This is a genomic window from Bordetella pertussis 18323 (genome assembly GCF_000306945.1).
GTDB lineage: Bacteria > Pseudomonadota > Gammaproteobacteria > Burkholderiales > Burkholderiaceae_B > Bordetella > Bordetella pertussis.
Window position 1 is genome coordinate 2,440,447 of the sequence record NC_018518.1, and the last position, 20,571, is coordinate 2,461,017.

Below are 20,571 nucleotides of genomic sequence, written 5' to 3' on the forward strand. Positions count from 1 at the left end.
GGCGCAGTGGCTGACAGCAGTTTGTTATCTGCAGGAGGCCAAGTCCATGTTTTCATAGGTATTGATGTATCAAAGGCCAAGCTGGATTGCACGTTGCTGACGGCTGAGGCTGACAAGCATAAGACCAAGGTGGTGGTCAACACCGCCGCGGGCGTACAAGCCCTGCTGGCGTGGTGCGCCAAACACGGCGCACAGCCGGCGCAGTTGCACGCCATCCTGGAGCCTACGGGTCTGTATCACGAGCAAGCGGCCACGGCGCTGCCCCAGGTCCGGGTCTCTTTGGTCAATCCCGCCCAGGCCCGGGACTTTGCCAAGGCCTTGGCGCTGCGCTCCAAAAATGATGCGCTCGACAGCTACGTGCTGGCTCGCTATGGACAGACGCTGAGCCCGGCGCTGTGGCACCCGGCGCCCTTGCATGCGCGTCAACTGCGCGCCTTGTTGACGCGACGCGAGGCGCTGAGCAAGGATCTGTTGCGTGAGCTCAATCGCAAAGAGAAGAGCCAGTTCAGCCCCTCGGCGCCCTTGGTCGATGGTTCCATCGACAAGGCCATCGCGTTCTTGCGCGAACAGATCAAACAAATCGAGCGGGCGATCGATCAGCACATCGACAACCACCCCGACCTCAAGCAAGACTGCGAGCTGCTGAACTCCATCCCCGCCATCGGGCCTCAGGCCGGCAACGCCATCCTGGCCGTCATGCACAATCGGCATATCGACTCCGCCCAGAGCCTGGCCGCCTATCTCGGGGTGGTCCCTGTGCAGCGCCAATCCGGCAGCAGTCTGAACAGCTGCGCACGCCTGTCCAAAGCCGGCCCCTCCCAGGTGCGCGCCACGTTATACATGGCGGCCCTGGTTGGGACCCGCCACAACCCCCACATCCGCGCCCTTTACCAGCGCCTGCTCAAAGCAGGAAAAAGCAAAAAGGCCGCGCTGGGCGCGGCCATGAGAAAACAGGTGCATCTGTGCTTCGGGGTCCTCAAAAACCGCATCCCCTACCAGCCCAATTACGCCATGAACGGTTGACTGCCAAGACGGTATCTGTCCCCGCAGGGAGGGCGCCTGTCCCAGCGGGGACGGGCACCTGGGGCGCTGGCAAGTAGAAGTCAGCGGGAGCCAGTCCCCGTTCGGGGACAGGCTCCCGGGTATATTGCTTTTTCTTATGTTTTCACGATTTCTTATTCTTTGTGGAAAAATAGGCGCGTTGCTAGAGTGCTCAGTTCCGCGGGGCGCTGCGCCCCGTCCACCTCTTCCTGTGGAGCACGCGCCATGAACTTCTCCTTGCGCAAACTGCTGCTTGCCGGCCTGGTGCCGCTGGCCATGATCGGCACGGCCGTCCAGGCCGACGACCTGGCCGCCATCAAGGCGGCCGGCGTCATCAAGATCGGCACCGAGGGGACCTACGCCCCGTTCAGCTATCACGACGCCAGCAACAAGCTGACCGGCTTCGACGTGGAGATCGGCCGCGCCATCGCCCAGAAGCTGGGCGTGAAAGCCGAGTTCGTCGAAGGCAAGTGGGACGGGCTGATCGCCGGCCTGGACGTCAAGCGCTACGACGCCGTCATCAACCAGGTCGGCATCACCGATGCGCGCAAGGCCAAGTACGATTTCTCGGACCCCTACATCTCGTCGCAGGCCGCGCTGATCGTGCGCGAGGACAACCAGGCCATCAAGTCGTTCGCCGACCTGAAGGGCCGCAAGTCGGCCAATACCCTGACCAGCAACTTCGGCAAGCTGGCGCAGAGCTATGGCGCCGAAGTGGTGCCGGTGCAGGGGTTCAACGAAGCCATCGACCTGCTCATGTCGGGCCGCGTCGAGGCCACGGTCAACGACAACCTGTCGTTTCTCGACTTCAAGAAGCAAAAGCCCAACGCCAAGGTCAAGGTGGCAGCCTACGACAAGAGCAAGGAGTTCAGCGAATCGGGCGTGCTGATCCGCAAGAACAACCCCGAGCTGCAGGCCGCCATCAACAAGGCGCTGGCCGAGCTGAAGGCCGACGGCACCTACCGGAAGATCTCCGAGCAGTACTTCGGCGCCGACCTGTCGGCCGCCCAGTAAAGCCCGCCGCCGGCCCCGCCCGGCGGCGCCGCCCCTCCCCGCCCGCAACGCACAGGAGCCCCCATCGTGCCGGCCTGGCTACAGCTCATGCTCGATTCGTTCTGGCCCCTGCTGCACGCGGGGTTGATGTTCACCGTGCCGCTGACGCTGCTGTCGTTCGCCGCGGGCCTGGCGCTGGCCTTCGTGGTGGCGCTGCTGCGGCTGTTCGGCCCCTGGCCCATCGTGGCGCTGATGCGCTTCTACGTCTGGCTGATCCGCGGCACGCCGCTGCTGGTGCAGTTGTTCGTGATCTTCTATGGCCTGCCCAGCGTCGGCATCGTGCTCGACCCGCTGCCGGCCGCCCTGATCGGCTTCACGCTGAACGTCGGCGCCTACAACTCGGAAGTGATTCGCGGCGCCATCGAATCCATCCCCAGGGGCCAATGGGAAGCGGCCTATTCGCTGAGCATGACGCGCGGCCAGGCCATGCGCCGCACCGTGCTGCCGCAGGCCGCGCGGGTGGCGGTGCCGCCGCTGGCCAATTCGTTCATCGCGCTGGTCAAGGACACCTCGCTGGCGGCGGTGCTGACCGTGCCCGAAATCTTCCAGGCCGCCCAGCGCATCGCGGCGGTGACCTACGAGCCGCTCATTCTCTATACCGAGGCGGCGCTGATCTACCTGGTGTTCAGTTCGGCCCTGTCCTCGCTGCAGGTGCGCCTGGAAAAACGCTTCGGCCAGCACGCCGTCTTCGCGGAGCAACATCGATGATAGGGCTGCAAGGCATAGACAAGAGCTTCGGCGGCAACCGGGTATTGCACGGCGTGGACGTCGTCATTCCCGAGGGCAGCGTCACGGCCCTGATCGGCCCTTCGGGCAGCGGCAAGAGCACGCTGCTGCGCTGCGTGAACCTGCTGGAGATTCCCGAGGCCGGTGTGCTGCGGCTGGGGCCGGAAACACTGGCGTTCGACGGTCGGCGCCCGGCGCGCGACGCCGTGCAGCGCATCCGCCGCCAGACCGGGATGGTGTTCCAGAACTTCCAGCTGTTTCCCCACCAGAGCGTGATCGACAACGTCATGGAAGGCCTGGTCACGGTGCAGCGCTGGGACAAGCCGCGCGCCCGTGCGCGCGCCATGGAGCTGCTGGAGAAAGTCGGCATGACCGCCAAGGCCGACGCCTGGCCGGTCACGCTGTCGGGCGGCCAGCAGCAGCGCGTGGCCATCGCCCGCGCGCTGGCGCCGTCGCCGCGCGTCTTGCTGTGCGACGAGCCGACCTCGGCGCTGGACCCGTCGCTGGCCATCGAAGTGGTGGACGTGCTGCGCCGGCTGGCCGGCGAAGGCATGACCATGCTGATGGCCACCCACGACCTGCGGCTGGCCGCCAGCATCGCCCAGCAGGTGGTGTTCCTGGAGGGCGGCGCGGTGGTCGAGGCGGGTACGCCGCGCGAAGTCTTCGCGCAGTCGCGCGATGCGCGCACCGCCGCGTTCGTCTCGACCCTGACCCAGGGCCTGCCCGAGGAATGGAGCGCGCCCGCCTAGGTGTGAAGATTCAATAGGTTGTATGCATGGTTCATCCGAACCGGATTTGAGAAACTGGAAATCGCCACCCCCCCAGTTCACTCAAGGAGCCCGGCCGGATGAACACCCATAAGCATGCCCGATTGACCTTCCTACGTCGACTCGAAATGGTCCAGCAATTGATCGCCCATCAAGTTTGTGTGCCTGAAGCGGCCCGCGCCTATGGGGTCACCGCGCCGACTGTGCGCAAATGGCTGGGCCGCTTCCTGGCTCAGGGCCAGGCGGGCTTGGCCGATGCGTCCTCGCGCCCGACGGTCTCGCCCCGAGCGATTGCGCCGGCCAAGGCGCTGGCTATCGTGGAGCTGCGCCGCAAGCGGCTGACCCAAGCGCGCATCACCCAGGCGCTGGGCGTGTCAGCCAGCACCGTCAGCCGCGTCCTGGCCCGCGCCGGTCTGTCGCACCTGGCCGACCTGGAGCCGGCCGAGCCGGTGGTGCGCTACGAGCATCAGGCCCCCGGCGATCTGCTGCACATCGACATCAAGAAGCTGGGACGTATCCAGCGCCCTGGCCACCGGGTCACGGGCAACCGACGCGATACCGTTGAGGGGGCCGGCTGGGACTTCGTCTTCGTGGCCATCGATGACCACGCCCGCGTGGCCTTCACCGACATCCACCCCGACGAGCGCTTCCCCAGCGCCGTCCAGTTCCTCAAGGACGCAGTGGCCTACTACCAGCGCCTGGGCGTGACCATCCAGCGCTTGCTCACCGACAATGGCTCGGCCTTTCGCAGCCGCGCCTTCGCCGCGCTGTGCCATGAGCTGGGCATCAAGCACCGCTTTACCCGACCTTACCGCCCACAGACCAATGGCAAGGCCGAACGCTTCATCCAGTCGGCCTTGCGTGAGTGGGCTTACGCTCACACCTACCAGAACTCCCAACACCGAGCCGATGCCATGAAATCCTGGCTACACCACTACAACTGGCATCGACCCCACCAAGGCATCGGGCGCGCTGTACCCATCTCCAGACTCAACCTGGACGAATACAACCTATTGACAGTTCACAGCTAGGGCGCCCGCCGCCGCCGTGCCGGACCGCGCCCCCCGCGCGCCGCGTCCATGCCCTCCTTCCTGCCTCCGTATTGCCATGACCCGCTTTCTGCAAGCCTGGGTGCCGCTTCTCGTTGCCGGCATCGCCCCGATCTGGATCCAAGCCCGCCTGCATGGCGACTCGTTCTCGCCGCGCGTCTATCTGCTGGGCGTCACCCTGATGCTGGCCTGCGCCCTGTTGTGGCGGCGCGCCTGGACGCGGCCGGCGGCCGTGCTGTTGTGCACGGTCCTGGCGGCGAACCTGGGGCTGGCGCAGTTCTGCTACCAAGCCTATGGCCAGCGCTTCAACTTCGGTTTTGCCTACAGCATCCTGACGACGAACTACGACGAGACCGTCCAGCTGCTCACCCAGCACTGGCGCTCGGCCGCGCTGACCCTGGCGGTGCTGGCGCTGCTGCTGTGGGTGGTGCGGCGCGCCGCGCACGAATTGCCCACGCGCTGGCTGGCCTTGGGCGCGGCCGCCACCGCGCTGGTCTTTTTCGGCTCGTGGCTGCGCTATGAGCTGGCGATGCGCGGCGCGGCGGACGAGTACTACCCATCGATCGAACGCACGGTTTCGCGTTCGCCGATGTTCAACATGCGCTATTTCATCCAGGCCAGCTACGACCAGTCGCTGCTCGACACGGCGGGCAGGCACCGCGTCACCCACGCGCTGACCCGGCGCGACACCGGCATCGACACCTATGTCGTCGTGGTGGGCGAATCGGCGCGGCGCGCCAACTGGGGGCTGTACGGCTACGCGCGCGACACCACGCCGCGGGCGGCGGCCGAACGCGACCGCATGACGCTGTACACCCAGGCCGCCGCGCCCGCGCCGCTGACCATCATGGCGGTGCCGCTGACCCTGAGCGCGGCCACGGTGGACAGCTACGACCCGCGGCTATTCGGCGACAACGTGGTGGCGCTGGCCGGCGACGCAGGGTTCCGCACTTACTGGCTGAGCAACCAGGCCAGGCTGGGCCGCTACGACACGTCCGTCACGGCCATGGCCAACATGGCCCATTTCAAGACCTGGGCCGACGCGCCGTACGACGAGGCCCTGTTGCCGCTGCTGGACGCGGCGCTGGCCGAGCCGGGCAGGAAAGTGGTCTTCCTGCATATCAATGGCAATCACGACAACTACTGCACGCGCTACCCGGAAACGGCCACGGTGTACCAGGGCGGCGCGCCCTACGAGGACTGCTACGACAATTCGATCCGCTATGTGGACGCGCTGCTGGGCGCGGTGATGGACCGGCTGCGCGAGCGGCGCGCCTCCTTGCTGTTCTACCCCGACCACGGCCTGGAGCGCCACGAGAGCGTGCTGGGCACGTTCTATCACGGCGGCGTGCGGCCCTCGCGCGTGGCATTCGATATTCCTATGTTCATCTGGAACAGTCCCGCCGCGCCGGCCCCGGCACGGCGCGAATACGACGCGCCCTATTCCACCGAGGACAACTATGGGTTGATCCTGGACTGGCTGGGCGTGGCGACCGGCGTGGACGATTGCAAGCACCGTCCCGCCGCCCCGGCTTGCGCGGGCCGGCCGGTACGGGTGATCGACGCCAAGCGCGACGTTTATGCATACGCCGACCTGGCGCCGCACCCGGACGGCCGCCGCCCGGCCACGCCCCCGCGGGTGGGACCGCGCGATCAGGCGCTCAACGTGCGCTGATAGACGGCCAGCGTGGCCTGCGCGAAATCGCGCAGGCCGAACTCGCGCTCGGCCGTGGCGCGCGCCTGGCGGCCCATCTCGGCCAGCCGCTCCGGCTGCTCCAGCATCTCGCGCAACACCGCCGCGATGGCCGGCACGTCGCGCACCGGCACGACCCAGCCATCCCGGCCCGCGGTAATGTTCTCGGGCAGCCCGCCGGCGTTGCTGGCCAGCACCGGCCTGCCCAGCGCCATCATTTCGCGGCAGGCGAACGACAGGGCCTCGCGGTACGACAGCACATAGCCCGCATCGCAGGCGCCCAGCGCCTCGCGCACGTCGTCGAGCAGCCCGGGAAACACCATCTGGTCCTGCATGCCGTGTTCGCGCACGCGATCCAGCTTGGCCTGGTTGGGCGGATCGCCCGCCACCAGGATGCGGACGCGCTCGCGTAGCGGCGCGGGCAGGCTGCCCGCGGCAGCCACCAGGTCGAGCCAGCCCTTGTCGTAATCGGTGCCCCCCGCGCTGCCCAGCAGCAGCCGGCCCCGCCAGTCCGGGCCGAAATAGCGCTCGCGCCATTGCGCGGCGGTCGCGGCGTCGGGCGGCGCGTAGTAATCGGTGTCGATGCCGTGGCGCACGGTGGTGATGGGATGGCGGCTGTACGGCGAATCGGCCAGCAGGCCGTGCACATAGGCGCTGACCGCGATGCTGTGATCGGTGGCCAGCGTGGCGCGCAGGCGATTGCCCAGGCTGCCCAGCGGATGATCGTTGTGCTTGGTGAAGACGATGCGCGGACGGCGGCGCAGCCCCAGCGTGGCCAGCATGACCTGCTTGTGGTCGGCCGAGCCGTTGCAATGGATGATGTCGTAGCCGCCCTCGGCGATCAGCCGGCGCAGCGCCGCCCGGTCATGGAACCAGGACGACAGCCGCGTGGTGTACTGCATGTCCACCACCTCGACGCCGGGAATCTCGCGCGCATAGCGGTACAGCCGGCTGGTGCCGGGCACCGCCACGGTCAGGGCGTGCCCGGGCGCCAGCGCGCGCGCCAGGTTGATGACATAGGTGACATGGCCGCCGCCGTTGCGGCCATGGAAATTGGTGTACAGGATCTTCACTTGCGCGGCTCGGACAGGAACATCAGCTTGGCATAGCGGAAGAAGCTGCCGGCGGCGGCCGTCACGGCCAGGACCAGCCCGTGGCGCCCATCCAGGAAGCCGCGGCGGATCAGGTAGATGCGCACGAAGGTCCAGAAGCCATGGCCCAGCGCCGAGAACACCGTGGCGCGCTTGCCGCGCGCATGCATCATCGCGGCCGCATCCGAGGAATAGCGATTGACCTTGGCGATGAGGGCGTCGAAATTGTTGTACGGGTAGTGCAGGAAGTGCCCGCGCAGGCGCGCGGGCTGGCCCTGCGCCGGCACGACGCGCTCGTGCACGGCCGCATCGGTGAACCGCGCGCTGCCGCGCCGGAACAGGCGCAGCACGTAATCGGGCCACCAGCCGCTGTGACGGATGAAGCGGCCGCAGAAATCCGACAGCCGGGCGATTTCGTAGCAATCGGCCGTGGCGCCGGCCATGGCGGCCTGGATCTCGCTCGCCAGCTCGGGCGTGACGCGCTCGTCGGCATCGATGGACAGCACCCAGTCGCCCGTGGCCAGGTCCAGGGCACGGTTCTTCTGCGGTCCGAATCCCGGCCAGTCCGGCGTGACCTCGACGCGCGCGCCGAAATCGCGCGCCAGCTCGACGGTGTTGTCGGTGCTGCCCGAATCGACCACGATGAACTCGTCGGCGAAGGCCACCGACTCCAGGCATGCCAGGATGTTGGCCGCTTCGTTCTTGGTAATGATGATGACCGACAGCGTCATGCGCGCCTCCTCAGCTTTTTCTTCCAGGCCTTCCAGGCGTGATAGCGCGGGCCGATCCAGGGATGGCGCGCCAGCCAGATGCGGCGGTTGAGCCAGCCGCCGGCGCGGTTGCGCACCGCGAAGCGGTATATGTGTGCGGGATCGCCGCCCGGGACGTTCTGGCCCAGGGCGTCGGTGGTGTAGAGATGGCGAAAGCCGGCGTCGCGCGCCGCCTGCACATAGTCGGCGTCGAAATAGCCCTGGGGCCAGCACAGGTGGTCGCTGACCTCGCCCAGCCGGGCCTGCAGCGCCCGGCGCGAATCGGCCAGCTCCTGGACGATATGGGCGCGCTTGGCGGCGACGTCGGGGCCGCACTGCTTGTCCCAGCGCGTATGGGTATGGGTGTGCGAATGCACCTCGAAGGTGCCCGCCGCCAGCATGGCCTGCACTTCGCTCCAGCGCAGCATGACCTCGTCGGCGCGTCCGGCGGCGATCAGGCGCTTGCTTTCGTCGTGGTCGGGCGCGGGCGGCAGCGGCCCGTCCTGCCCGGCGCAGGGCCGCGCCGGACCATCGCCCAGCAGGCCGGTGATCAGGAACAGCACGGCCTTCATGCCGTGGCGCTGCAGGATCGGGTGGGCATACACCCAGTTGTTCAGGTATCCGTCGTCGAAGGTGATCAGCACCGATTTCTCGGGCACCGGGGCGCCGTCCAGGTAGGCGGCGAACTCGGCCGTGCCCAGCGAGCGGTAGCCGGCCCGCGCCAGCGCGGCGATCTGCCGTTCGAACACCTCGGGCGTGGCGGCGATCATGCCGCCGGCCGGGGTGACGTGGTGGTACATCAGCACCGGGACATTGGGCGCGTTACGCATGGCCGCGCTCCGCCAGCCACTGCCGGTAGATGGCCTCGGTGCGCTCGGCCAGCCGTTCGGGCGCGAAGACCTTTTCGTCGCGCACCATGCGCCGGCCGGCCTCGCCCATGCGGCGCCGCAACGCGCGGTCGTCGATCAGGCGGCGCAGCGCGGCGCCCAGCGCCGCCGGGTCGTCCACCGGCACCAGGATGCCGGTCTCGCCATCGCGCATCATCTCGGACACGCCGCCCACGTCGGTGCCGACGACCGGCAGGCCACAGGCTTCGGCCTCGACATAGACGGTGCCCGAAGCCTCCTGGCGGGTGGCCAGGGCGAACAGGTCGAAACCGGCCAGCAGGTTGGGGACGTCGTTGCGCGTGCCCATCAGGTGGATGCGCGCCTGCAGGCCCAGTTCGGCCACGTAGGCCTGGGTCTGCTCGAACATCGGCGAGCCGCCGCCGACGAACACCAGGTGCAGGTTGGCACGCTCGGCCATCAGCGGCCGCATGGCGTCGATGAGTTCGCGGTGCCCCTTGGTGGCGCGCATCACCGCCACGCAGCCGACCACGATATCGTCGGCCGCCAGGCCCAGCTCGCCGCGCAGGGTCGAGTGTTCGATGGGAGGCGGCAGCACGATGGGCGAATACACCGTGGCGATATGGCCGGCGGGTACGCCGCGTTCGATGAGGTGCTGGCGCACGTGGTCGCTGACCGTGGTGACGCGGTGCGGCAGCCCGGTATAGGACCAGAGCGAGCCGACCCTGTTGGACAGGTGGCGGGTACGCACGATCAGCGGCGTGCCCGCCAGCCGGCCGGCGGCCGCGGCGATCACGGTATCGCGCCGGCTGTGCGTGTTCAGCACGTCGTAGCGGCCCTGGCGCAGCAGGCGGCGCAGGCTCAGCACGCCGCGCAGGTAATTGCGCGGCCCGTCCATTTCCAGCGTGTGCACGGTGAAGCTGGCCTCGGCCAGGCGGCGCGCCAGCTGGGCCTGCGGCTGGCAGATCGCCTCCATGTGATGGCCGCGCTCGCGCATGGCCGTCATTTCCTTGAAGATGCGCCCTTCCTGGCCGCCGAAACTGGTGGCGGCTTCGGAATGCACGATACGCAATGGCCGCATCAGTAGGTGACCTCGACGCCGTCGGGCTTGGCCCAGTCGTTCAGGTTCTCGAGCAGCGTGTCGGCCATGCGCACGCGCCAGTCTTCGCCCAGCCGCACCGTGCACAGGAAATTGTTCCTGCGGTAGACCACGTCGACCGGCACGCCGGGCACGCCGTTCTCGGGCTCGGCCCGGAACGGGTTGAGCAGCTGGCGCAGGCGCGCCGCGTCGGCCTGGCCGTTGAGCCGGATGCGCAGCGACTTGGCGCGCGCCTCGCGCGCCAGCTGCAGGTCGTACAGCTGCTCGGCCACGATGCGCATGCCGCCGGAGTACTCGTCGTTGCTGACCTTGCCCTGCACCACCAGCAACTGGTCTTCGCGCAGGCGGCCGCGGTGCTTCTCGTACAGCTCGTTGAACACCGAGATCTCGATCTGCGCTGTGCCGTCGTCGAGCACGGCGAACACCATCTTGCCGCGCCGCGTCATCATGGTGCGCACGCCGGCCAGCACCCCGCACATCCATTGCAGGTCGCGCTGCGGCTCCAGGCGCGCCAGCTGCATGGGCACGATGCGGCGCACCTCGTCGCGCCAGGCGTCGAACAGGTGGCCGCTGAAGTAATAGCCCAGCGCCGTCTTTTCCTCGGTTAGCGTGGTGTGCAGGTTCCAGGGCGCGACCTTGGTCAGCTCGCCGGCGACCACGTCGCCGCTGTCGTCGCCGAACAGCGACGACTGGTTGGCGCTGCGCGCGGCCTGCTCGGCCGCCTCCATCGCCGTACCGACCGAGACCAGCATGGCGGCGCGGTTGGGTTCGATGGTATCGAACGCGCCGGCCTTGATCAGGGCCTCGATGGTGCGCCGGTTGACCGCGTGCTTGCTGACGCGGCGGCAGAAGTCGAACAGATTGGCGAACGGGCCGCCCTCCTGGCGCGCGCGCAGGATTTCCTCGACCGCGCCCTGCCCGGTGCCTTTGACCGCGCCCAGGCCGTAGCGCATGGTGCGCGGCGGTTTGCCCTGCTCGGTGTGCTTGTCCGCCACCGGTTCGAAGCGATAGCCCGAGGCGTTGACATCGGGCGGCAGCACCTCGACGCCGTTGTCCTGGGCGTCGCGCACGAAGATCTGCACCTTGTCGGTATCGTCCATGTCGGACGACAGCGTGGCGGCCAGGAACTCGGTGGGATGGTAGGCCTTCAGCCATGCGGTCTGGTAGGCGATCAGCGCATAGGCGGCCGAGTGCGACTTGTTGAAGCCGTAGCCCGCGAACTTCTCCATCAGGTCGAACAGCTTGACCGCCAGGTCGGGATCATGCCCCTTCTCGCGCGCGCCCTGCTCGAACAGTTCGCGGTGCTTGGCCATTTCCTCGGGCTTTTTCTTGCCCATGGCGCGCCGCAGCAGGTCGGCGCCGCCCAGCGAGTAGCCGCCGATGATCTGCGAGATCAACATCACCTGTTCCTGGTAGACGATGACCCCGTACGTGCTGCGCAGGGTGCCTTCCAGGTCCGGGTGGAAATAATCGACCGCGGCGCGGCCGTGCTTGCGGTTGACGAAATCGTCCACCATGCCGGATTCGAGCGGCCCCGGCCGGTACAGGGCCAGCATGGCGATGATGTCTTCGAAAGTGCTGGGGCGCAGCTTCTTGAGCAGCTCTTTCATGCCGCGCGATTCAAGCTGGAACACCGCGGTCGTGTTGGCGTCGCACAGCACCTTGTACGCGGCCTGGTCGTCCAGCGACAGGGCCATGACGTCGAAGTCGCGCTTGTCGGCATTGAACTGGCGCACGAAGCGCACCGCCCAGTCCAGGATGGTCAGGTTGCGCAGGCCCAGGAAGTCGAACTTCACCAGGCCGGCCGCCTCGACGTCGTCCTTGTCGAACTGGGAGACCGCGCTGTTCTCCTGGCCGGGCTGGCAATACAGCGGGCAGAAATCGGTCAGCTTGCCCGGCGCGATGAGCACCCCGCCGGCGTGCATACCGATGCTGCGCGTCAGGCCTTCGAGCGGGCGCGCCAGGTCGACCAGGGCGCGCACTTCCTCTTCCTGCTCGTAGCGGTCCTTGAAGGCCGGCTCGTCCTTGAGCGTGCGCTCCAGCGTCCACGGGTCGGCCGGGTTGAACGGGATCAGCTTGGACAGGGCATCGCAGAACAGGTAGGGCATGTCCAGCACGCGGCCGGCGTCGCGCACCACCGCCTTGGCGCCCAGGGTGCCGAAGGTGGCGATCTGGCTGACCGCCTCGCGCCCGTACTTCATCTTGACGTAGTCGATGACCCGTTCGCGGTTGTCCTGGCAGAAGTCGATATCGAAGTCAGGCATCGACACCCGCTCCGGATTCAGGAAGCGCTCGAACAGCAAGTCGTAGCGGATCGGATCCAGGTCGGTAATGCCCAGCGCGTAGGCCACCAGCGAGCCGGCGCCCGAGCCCCGCCCCGGCCCGACCGGAACGCCGTTGTTCTTGCCCCAGTTGATGAAGTCCTGCACGATCAGGAAGTAGCCGGGAAAGCCCATCTGGATGATGGTCTTGCACTCCCAGCGCAGGCGTTCGTAGTACTGGTCGCGCTTGGCGTTGCGCTCGGCCTCGTCGGGGAACAGGAACTGCAGGCGCTTTTCCAGGCCTTCCTCGGACAGCTGGACCAGGTAGTCGTCCAGCGTCACGCCGTCCGGCGTGGGGAAGTTCGGCAGGCGCGGCTTGCCCAGCACCAGGGTCAGGTTGCAGCGCCGCGCGATCTCGACCGTATTGGCCAGCGCCGAGGGCACGTCGGCGAAGCGGCGCGCCATTTCCTCGGAACTGAGCAGGTATTGGTCCTGCGTGTAGCGCCGCACCCGCCGCGGATTGGCGAGGATCTCGCCTTCGGCGATGCACACGCGCGCCTCGTGCGCCTGGAACTCGTCGCGGTCCAGGAACTGCACCGGATGGGTGGCCACCACCGGCAGCCCCGCCTCGGCGGCCAGCCGCATGGCGGCCTGGGTATAGGTTTCGTCGCCGTCGAAGCCGGCGCGCTGCAATTCGATGTAGTACGAACCCGGAAACAGCTGGCCCCACTGGCGCGCCAGCGACAGCGCCGTGACGGCATTGCCGGCTTCCAGCGCCTGGCCGACGTCGCCGCCGCGCGCGCCCGACAGCACGATCAGCCCTTCCTGGCCCTGCAGCCATTCGCGGCGCACCTCGGCGCGCCCCTTGTACTGATTCTCCAGGAACGAGCGCGTCAGCAGCTCGCACAGGTTGAGGTAGCCCTGGTGGTTGCGCACCAGCAGCAGGAGACGGAACGGCTTTTCGCGGTCATCGTCGTTGGTCAGCCAGACATCGCTGCCGGCCACCGGCTTGACCCCGGCGCCGCGCGCGCCCTTGTAGAACTTGATCAGGCCGAAGATGTTCGACAGGTCTGTCAGCGCCACGGCCGGCTGGCCCAGCTTGGCCACGCGCTTGATCAGATCGGAGATGCGCACGATGCCATCCGAGACGGAGAACTCGGAATGGACGCGCAAATGTACAAATGGGGGCGGGTTTGTTACGGCTTCGGACATGTCCGGAATTGTACCCAGTCGGGGCAGCCGCCGGCACGATTTCGCCCCCCTTCCGGGCCCGCTGGGCAGCCGCCTGTGTAACAATACCTGATTACCGATTTATCCCACGGATGCCGCAACGACGTCCTCTGCGCACCATGAAATGGCTGATCCCGGGCCTATGGCTGGCCTCTATCCTGTTTGCCCACTTCCGCGGCCGCGTGCGGCTGTCGCTGTCGCGCCAGATGCTGGACCACTCCGTGCTGCTGGCGCCGGTCAATGCCTTCATGGTGCTGACCTCGCGCGTGCCCACCACCCCGTACCTGACCACCAGCGAAATCCCCGAGCTGAAGGTGCTGGACGACAACTGGGAAACCATTCGCGATGAAGCCCTGAAAATGGCCGAGCTGCGCCGCATCAAGGCCGCCGAGCGCCATGACGACATCGGCTTCAACTCGTTCTTCAAATATAGCTGGAAACGCTTCTACCTGAAGTGGTACGACGCCCGCCACCCCTCCGCCGAGGAGCTCTGCCCCAAGACCGTGGCCATCCTCAAGAGCCTGCCCAAGGTCAAGGCGGCCATGTTCGCCGAGCTGCCGCCGGGCGGCAAGCTGAACCCGCACCGCGACCCTTTCTCGGGATCGCTGCGCTACCACCTGGGCCTGGCCACGCCCAACGACGATCGCTGCTACATCGCCGTCGACGGCGAAAGCTACAGCTGGCGCGATGGCGAAAGCGTGGTGTTCGACGAAACCTATGTGCACGAAGCGCACAACAAGAGCGAAGGCAACCGCATCATCCTGTTCTGCGACGTCGAGCGTCCGCTCAAATGGCGCTGGGCCGAGGCCTTCAACCGCTGGTTCGGCCGCGTGGTCATGTCGGCCGCCAGCTCGCCCAACGACGCCGGCGACCAGACCGGCGCCATCAACAAGCTGACCCACGCGCACTGGGTCATCGACCAGAAGCGCAAGCAGTTCAAGGCCTGGAACCGCACCGTCTACAAAGCCACCAAGTGGGGCCTGATCGCCCTGGTGGCCATCGGCTTCCTGGCACTCTAACCACCCGGGTGCCTGTCCCCGCGGGGGGACTGGCACCCGCTGACTTGGCGCCTGTCCCCGCAGGGGGACTGGCACCCGCAAACTCTCGGGGTGCCTGTCCCCGCAGGGACAGGCACCCGTGGGACAGCCCCCTACCGCCGCAACGACTCCCAGGCCTTCATCAGGCGCTTGACCGAGACCGGCATGGGGGTGCGCAATTCCTGGGCGAACAGGGCGACCCGCAGTTCTTCCAGCAACCAGCGGAATTCGTCCAGGCGCGGATCGGGCGCGCCCTTGAGCGCGCTGCGCGCGCGCTGGTACTGGGTGAGGATGGGCGCCATCTCGCCCATCAGGCGGGCGTCGCGCGCCGGATCGGCGCGCAGCTTGTCGATGCGCGCCACCGCCGCCTTGAGATAGCGCGGATAGTGCGCCAGCTGCGCGTAAGGTGTGTCGCGCACGAACCATTTCGGCATCAGCACGCCCAGTTGCTGCTGCAGGTCGGCGTAGGCCGCCGCGTGCGGCCTGGCCTGCGGCAGCTTGCGCTGCAGGGCGCCGTATTCGGCCAGGATGGCGTGCGCCATGCGCGCCACCTCCTGCGCCAGCAAACCCAGCCTGCCCTTGCCCTCCTGGCGGCGCGCCTCGAACTGCTGCTCATTGACCGGCCAGGGCTCGGCCAGGCAGGCCTGCGCCAGCGCGCAATCGATGATCTGGTCGCGCAGCTCTTCCTGCGTGCCCAGGGCCATGTACAGCATGCTCATCTTCGTCAGGTCGGCCAGGTTCTTTTCCAGGAACTTGACCTGCTCGCGCAAGGCCAGCCGGAACAGCCGCAGCAGGCCGGCGCGATGGTGGCGGCGCGCCTCGTCGGGATCGTCGAACACGTCGAGATCGCAATGCGCGCCCCGATCGACCAGCGCCGGGTAGCCGATGACGGACTGCCCGCCGCGCTTGATCTCCATGATCTCGGGCAAGGGGCCGAACGACCAGGACGTCAGGTTTTCGTGCGCCAGCGCTTGCGCCACGTCCGAATCGCGCGCCGCCAGTTGCTGGAAGGTCGCCTGGGCCTGCTTGCCCAATTCGGCCTTGAGCTGCGCCAGATTGCGCCCGGCGGCCAGCATCCGGCCATGCTCGTCGACCACCTTGAAGTTCATGAACAGGTGCGCCGGCAGCGTTTCCAGCTTGAAGTCGCCGGGCGCCGGGCGCACCTGTACCTGGTCCCACATGTCGGCGATCAACGCATCGACCAGGCCCTGCTGGGGGTCGGCCTGGCGCTCGTACCAGCGTTCGTAGAAGCCCGCCGCGTAGTCGGGCAGCGGCACGCAATGGCGGCGCAGCTTCTGCGGCAGCGACTTGAGCAGCAGGTGGGCTTTTTCCTTGAGCATGCCCGGCACCAGCCATTCGCAGCGCTGCGCGTCGAGCTGGTTGAGCGCGAACAGGGGCACCGACAGCGTGACGCCGTCGCGCGGCGAGCCCGGCTCGAAGTGATAGTCCAGCGGCATCGCCACGCCCTGCCACTCGACTTTCTTGGGAAACACGTCGGTGGTCACGCCGGCCGCCTCGTGGCGCATCAGTTCGTCGCGCGTAAGCAGCAGGCGCGCGGCGGCGGCCTTGTCCAGCCCGTTTACCCACTTTTCCAGGCTGGCGGCCTGCGAAATGTCGGCCGGCAACTGGCGGTCGTAGAACGCGTAGATCAGCTCGTCGTCGACCAGGATGTCGGGCCGGCGCGTTTGGTGCTCCAGCTTCTCGATGCCGGCGATCAGCTTGCGGTTGTGCGCAACGAACGGCAGCCGGGTGTCGATCTCGCCGGGCACCAGGGTCTGGCGGATGAACAGTTCGCGGGCGTGCTGCGGGTTGATGCGGCCGTAGTGCACCCGCCGGCCGTTGTACACCAGCAGGCCATACAGGGTGGCGCGCTCGTTGGCGACCACCTGCCCGGCTTTTTTCTCCCAGCGCGGGTCGGACCAGTTGCGGCGCAGCAGGTGCGCGGCGGCGCGCTCCAGCCATACCGGCTCGATGCGCGCCACGCAGCGCGCGTAAAGGCGCGTGGTTTCCACCAGTTCGGCGGCGACGATCCAGCGCCCGGCCTTCTTGACCAGGCGCGAGCCGGGATGGATGTGGAAACGGATCTCGCGCGCGCCGTGGTACTGGCCGCCCTCTTCGCCCTTGAAACCGATATTGCCCAGCAAGCCCGACAGCAGCGCCATGTGCAGCTGCTCGTAGGTGGCCTCGCTCTGGTTCAGGCGCCAGCCCTGCTCGCCCACCAGCGCGGCCAACTGGGTATGCACGTCGTGCCATTCGCGCAGGCGCACCGGCGACAGGAAGTTCTGGCGCAGCAGCGCCACCAGCTTGCGCTGCGATGCCTTGTGCTGCACCTGCTCGCCATACCAGCGCCACAGCTTCAGGAACGACAGGAATTCGGACTTGTCGTCGGCGAACTTGGCGTGCGCGCTTTCGGCCGCCTCGCGCTCAGCCATCGGGCGGTCGCGCGGATCCTGCACCGACAATGCGGCGGCGATGATGAGCATCTCGGCCAGGCACTGCTGTTCGCGCGCGGCCAGGATCATGCGGCCGATGCGCGGGTCCACCGGCAGCTTGGCCAGCTCCTGGCCGGTGCGGGTCAGGCGAAACGCCGCGCCGCCACCGCCCGCCTCGGCGGCCTCGCCGTCGCCGGCCAGCTCGATGGCGCCCAGCTCCTGCAGCAGGTGGTAGCCATCGGCCACGGCGCGCCCCGGCGGCGCCTCGACGAACGGAAACTGCTCGATGTCGTCCAGCTTGAGCGACTTCATGCGCAGGATCACCGACGCCAGCGAGGAGCGCAGCACCTCCGGGTCGGTGAACGGCGCGCGGGCGTTGAAATCGGTCTCGTCGTAGAGGCGGATGCACAGGCCCGGGCCGATCCGGCCGCAACGGCCGGCGCGCTGGTTGGCCGAGGCGCGGCTGACTGGCTCGATGCGCAACTGTTCGACCTTGTTGCGCCAGGAGTAGCGCTTGACGCGCGCCAGCCCGCTGTCGACCACGAAGCGGATGCCCGGCACGGTCAGCGAGGTTTCGGCCACGTTGGTGGCCAGCACCACCCGCCGCGCATTGCCGCGCGGGTGGAAGATCTGTTCCTGCTCGGCCTGCGACAGCCGCGCATACAGCGGCAGCACTTCGGTGCCGACCGGATGGCGTTTGCGCAGCGCCTCGGCCGACTCGCGGATTTCGCGCTCGCCCGGCAGGAACACCAGCACGTCGCCGGGACCGTGGCGCGCGCACTCGTCGACCGCGTCGACGATGGCGTCGATCAGGTCGCGCTCTTCGTCGCCGGCGCTGCGTTCACGCCCGCCCTTGGCGGGCGCGGCGGCCGCTTCGTCGGACATGGGCGGCTGCACCGGGCGGTAGCGCACTTCCACCGGATACAGGCGCCCCGACACCTCGATGACGGGCGCCGGACGCTCGGGGCCGGCGGCGAAATGCCGCGCGAAACGCTCGGCGTCGATGGTGGCCGAGGTGATGATGACTTTCAGGTCAGGCCGGCGCGGCAGCAGCTGCTTGAGGTAGCCGAGCAGGAAGTCGATGTTCAGGCTGCGCTCGTGCGTCTCGTCGATGATGATGGTGTCGTAGCGGCGCAGCAGCGGATCGCGCTGCGACTCGGCCAGCAGAATGCCGTCGGTCATCAGCTTGATCGAGGCGTTCGGGCCGGTGCGGTCGTTGAAGCGCACCTGGTACCCCACCACTTCGCCCATCGGCGTGCGCAGCTCTTCGGCGATGCGCTTAGCCACCGAGGTGGCCGCCAGGCGGCGGGGCTGGGTATGGCCGATCATCTTGCGCCGGCCGCGCCCCAGCTCCAGGCAGATCTTGGGCAGCTGGGTCGTCTTGCCCGACCCCGTCTCGCCGCTGACGATGACCACCTGGTGGGCGGCGATGGCGCGCGCGATTTCCTGGCGCCGCGCGCTGACCGGCAGGTCTTCGGGATAGGAAATCGCGGGGATGGGCCGCTCGGGGCGCGGCTCGGAGCGCGCGGCGGCCGCGCGCTCGGGCGGACGGGAGGCTTCTGGCATTGACGAAATATCCGTTGAACCCGGCATTATAGGAGGCGCCGGCCAACCGGAAACCCGCGCGCGCGCCCTGCCGCCGGCGCGCGCCGGCCATATAATTTCCGCTGGCCGCATCAGCGCGGCTGACCGGCGGCCATGCAAGACCGCTGCCCGCACCAAGACCACAGGAGTATTCCGACCATCATGCCCGATCTGGAACCAGACACCGTCTCCGCGCTCGAAGCCCCCGAATTCGCCCCCGCGCAATTCGTCCGATGGTTCCGCGAAGTGGCGCCCTACGTGCATGCGTTCCGAGGCAAGACCTTCGTGGTGGCGTTCGGCGGCGAGCTGGTGCAGGCCGGCGCCCTCAATATCCTGGTGCAGGACCTCTCCCTGTTGTCGGCCCTGGGCATCCACCTGGTGCTGGTGCACGGCTCGCGCCCGCAGGTCAATGAACAGCTGCGCCTGAAGGGCTACACCCAGCAGTTCGGCCGGGGCCTGGCGCCCACCGACCCGGCCGCGCTGGAATGCGCCAAGGAGGCGGCCGGCGAGATCCGCCTGGACATCGAGGCCGCCTTCAGCCAGGGCCTGCCCAACACGCCGATGTCGCATTCGCACATCCGCGTCCTGTCGGGCAACTTCGTCACCGCCCGGCCCACCGGCGTGGTGGACGGCATCGACTACAAGCACACCGGCCAGGTGCGCAAGATCGATGTCGACGCGCTCAAGTTCGCCATCGAGCAGGGCTCGGTGGTGCTGCTCTCGCCGCTGGGCTTCTCGCCCACCGGCGACGCCTTCAACCTGGCCATGGAAGACCTGGCCACCAGCGTGGCGGTGGCCCTACGCGCCGAGAAACTGATCTTCCTGTCCGGCGAGCCCGGCGTGCTCGACGGCAACGGCGCCGTCGACACCGAGCTGGCGCGCGTGGATGCCGACGCCCTGCTGGCGCGCGGGGAACTGGACGAGGACACCACCTACTTCCTGCAGCATGCCTCGCTGGCCGTCAAGCGCGGCGTGGCGCGCGCCCACCTGGTGCCCTACGCGCTGGACGGCAGCGTGCTGCTGGAGATCTTCACCCACGACGGCGTGGGCACCATGGTGGTCGAGGACACGCTGGACGACCTGCGCGCAGCCACGCTCGACGACGTGGGCGCCATCCTCAGCCTGATCGAACCGCTGGAAGCCGACGGCACCCTGGTGCCGCGCCCGCGCAGCGCCATCGAGCGCGACGTGGAACGCTTCACCGTGCTCGAGCACGATGGCGTGATCTACGGCTGTGCCGCGCTGTATCCGTTCCCCGAGGACCAGATGGCCGAGATGGCCTGCCTGATCGTGCACCCCGAATGGCAGGGCTCCGGCGAAGGCGAGATCCTGCTGCGCCACATGGAGTCGCGCGCCCGCGCCAGCGGCGCGCGCCGCCTGTTCGTGCTGACCACCCGCACTTCGCACTGGTTCATGAAACGCGGCTTCGTACGCGGCGGCGTCGCCGACCTGCCGCGCGACAAGCAGAACAATTACAACCGCTCGCGCAACAGCCTGGTTTTCATCAAGAAACTGTAACCAGCCGGCTTGCCGCCGCGCGCGGCGGCAAGCCGGCTAAAATGGCCTGTTCGCAACTTACCGGCAGCAAACCATGTCCCGTATCGTCAACTGTGTGAAACTCAAGCGCGAAGCCGAAGGGCTGGACTTCCCTCCGTACCCGGGCGAACTGGGCACCCGCATCTGGCAACAGATCTCCAAGGAGGCCTGGGAAGAGTGGAAGCAGATCCAGACGCGCCTGGTCAACGAGAACCGCCTCAACCTGGCCGACGCGCGCGCGCGCAAGTACCTGCAGCAGCAGATGGAACGTTTCCTGTTCGAGGACGGCACCGTCGAGGCGCAGGGCTATGTCCCGCCCTCGGCCTGAGCGCGTCGCGCGTTCGCCTCATCGCAACCGGCCGGCAGGCCGGTTTTTCA

15 protein-coding genes are annotated in these 20,571 nt (G+C 67.8%); 9 read left to right on the plus strand and 6 right to left on the minus strand.

Annotation, left to right across the window (positions count from 1 at the left end):
• Positions 1–6: 6 nt before the first annotated feature.
• The 6 genes from BN118_RS11550 to BN118_RS11575 all read left to right on the plus strand — a co-directional run bounded on the left by BN118_RS11550 (position 7) and on the right by BN118_RS11575 (position 6,311).
• Complete coding sequence (locus BN118_RS11550; RefSeq protein WP_014905865.1) at positions 7–1,023, plus strand: IS110-like element IS1663 family transposase; 1,017 nt, start codon at positions 7–9, stop codon at positions 1,021–1,023.
• 243 nt (positions 1,024–1,266) lie between these two features.
• Positions 1,267–2,055: an amino acid ABC transporter substrate-binding protein gene (locus tag BN118_RS11555; protein ID WP_010930319.1), complete on the plus strand. Its 789-nt coding sequence runs from the start codon at positions 1,267–1,269 to the stop codon at positions 2,053–2,055.
• A gap of 66 nt (positions 2,056–2,121) precedes the next feature.
• Positions 2,122–2,802 carry an amino acid ABC transporter permease gene (locus BN118_RS11560; RefSeq protein WP_003812020.1) on the plus strand — a complete coding sequence of 227 codons (681 nt, stop codon included), beginning with the start codon at positions 2,122–2,124 and terminating at the stop codon, positions 2,800–2,802.
• Positions 2,799–3,569 carry an amino acid ABC transporter ATP-binding protein gene (locus tag BN118_RS11565; protein ID WP_003812022.1) on the plus strand — a complete coding sequence of 257 codons (771 nt, stop codon included), beginning with the start codon at positions 2,799–2,801 and terminating at the stop codon, positions 3,567–3,569. The genes BN118_RS11560 and BN118_RS11565 overlap by 4 nt, the downstream gene beginning before the upstream one ends.
• 98 nt (positions 3,570–3,667) lie before the next feature.
• Positions 3,668–4,618 carry an IS481-like element IS481 family transposase gene (locus BN118_RS11570; protein ID WP_014905866.1) on the plus strand — a complete coding sequence of 317 codons (951 nt, stop codon included), beginning with the start codon at positions 3,668–3,670 and terminating at the stop codon, positions 4,616–4,618.
• Between the two features lie 76 nt (positions 4,619–4,694).
• Complete coding sequence (locus BN118_RS11575) at positions 4,695–6,311, plus strand: phosphoethanolamine transferase (protein ID WP_041166184.1); 1,617 nt, start codon at positions 4,695–4,697, stop codon at positions 6,309–6,311.
• On the opposite strand, the gene BN118_RS11580 is transcribed toward BN118_RS11575, so the two are convergent.
• From BN118_RS11580 to dnaE, 5 genes are read right to left on the minus strand one after another with little or no spacing between them, the layout of a single operon-like run.
• On the minus strand, positions 6,290–7,402 hold the full coding sequence (locus BN118_RS11580; protein ID WP_003813224.1) for a glycosyltransferase family 4 protein: 1,113 nt from the start codon (positions 7,400–7,402) through the stop codon (positions 6,290–6,292). The two genes, BN118_RS11575 and BN118_RS11580, sit on opposite strands and share 22 nt — an antisense overlap.
• Complete coding sequence (locus BN118_RS11585; protein ID WP_003813226.1) at positions 7,399–8,151, minus strand: glycosyltransferase family 2 protein; 753 nt, start codon at positions 8,149–8,151, stop codon at positions 7,399–7,401. Before BN118_RS11585 ends, BN118_RS11580 begins: the two co-directional genes overlap by 4 nt.
• On the minus strand, positions 8,148–8,999 hold the full coding sequence (locus BN118_RS11590; RefSeq protein WP_010930875.1) for a polysaccharide deacetylase family protein: 852 nt from the start codon (positions 8,997–8,999) through the stop codon (positions 8,148–8,150). Before BN118_RS11590 ends, BN118_RS11585 begins: the two co-directional genes overlap by 4 nt.
• The gene (locus BN118_RS11595; RefSeq protein ID WP_010930876.1) at positions 8,992–10,095 is read right to left on the minus strand and encodes a glycosyltransferase family 4 protein; all 1,104 of its coding nucleotides are present in this window, start codon (positions 10,093–10,095) and stop codon (positions 8,992–8,994) included. The genes BN118_RS11590 and BN118_RS11595 overlap by 8 nt, the downstream gene beginning before the upstream one ends.
• Entirely contained in the window at positions 10,095–13,586 is a 3,492-nt protein-coding gene (dnaE, locus tag BN118_RS11600; protein ID WP_010930877.1) for a DNA polymerase III subunit alpha, read from the minus strand. Before dnaE ends, BN118_RS11595 begins: the two co-directional genes overlap by 1 nt.
• 137 nt (positions 13,587–13,723) lie before the next feature.
• On the opposite strand from dnaE, the gene lpxO reads away from it, so the two are divergent.
• Positions 13,724–14,623, plus strand: a complete 900-nt coding sequence (lpxO, locus tag BN118_RS11605) for a lipid A hydroxylase LpxO (protein ID WP_041166285.1) — start codon at positions 13,724–13,726, stop codon at positions 14,621–14,623.
• 131 nt (positions 14,624–14,754) lie between these two features.
• Here lpxO and hrpA read toward each other — a convergent pair whose 3' ends face one another.
• Positions 14,755–18,639, minus strand: a complete 3,885-nt coding sequence (hrpA, locus tag BN118_RS11610) for an ATP-dependent RNA helicase HrpA (RefSeq protein ID WP_010930878.1) — start codon at positions 18,637–18,639, stop codon at positions 14,755–14,757.
• 132 nt (positions 18,640–18,771) lie between these two features.
• Here hrpA and argA point away from each other — a divergent pair, with 132 nt between their 5' ends.
• Positions 18,772–20,175 (plus strand): amino-acid N-acetyltransferase, encoded by a 1,404-nt coding sequence (argA, locus tag BN118_RS11615; RefSeq protein WP_014905869.1) that lies wholly within the window; start codon positions 18,772–18,774, stop codon positions 20,173–20,175.
• Positions 20,176–20,248: 73 nt separating this feature from the next.
• Complete coding sequence (locus BN118_RS11620; protein WP_003813239.1) at positions 20,249–20,521, plus strand: oxidative damage protection protein; 273 nt, start codon at positions 20,249–20,251, stop codon at positions 20,519–20,521.
• The last annotated feature ends 50 nt before the right edge of the window (positions 20,522–20,571 follow it).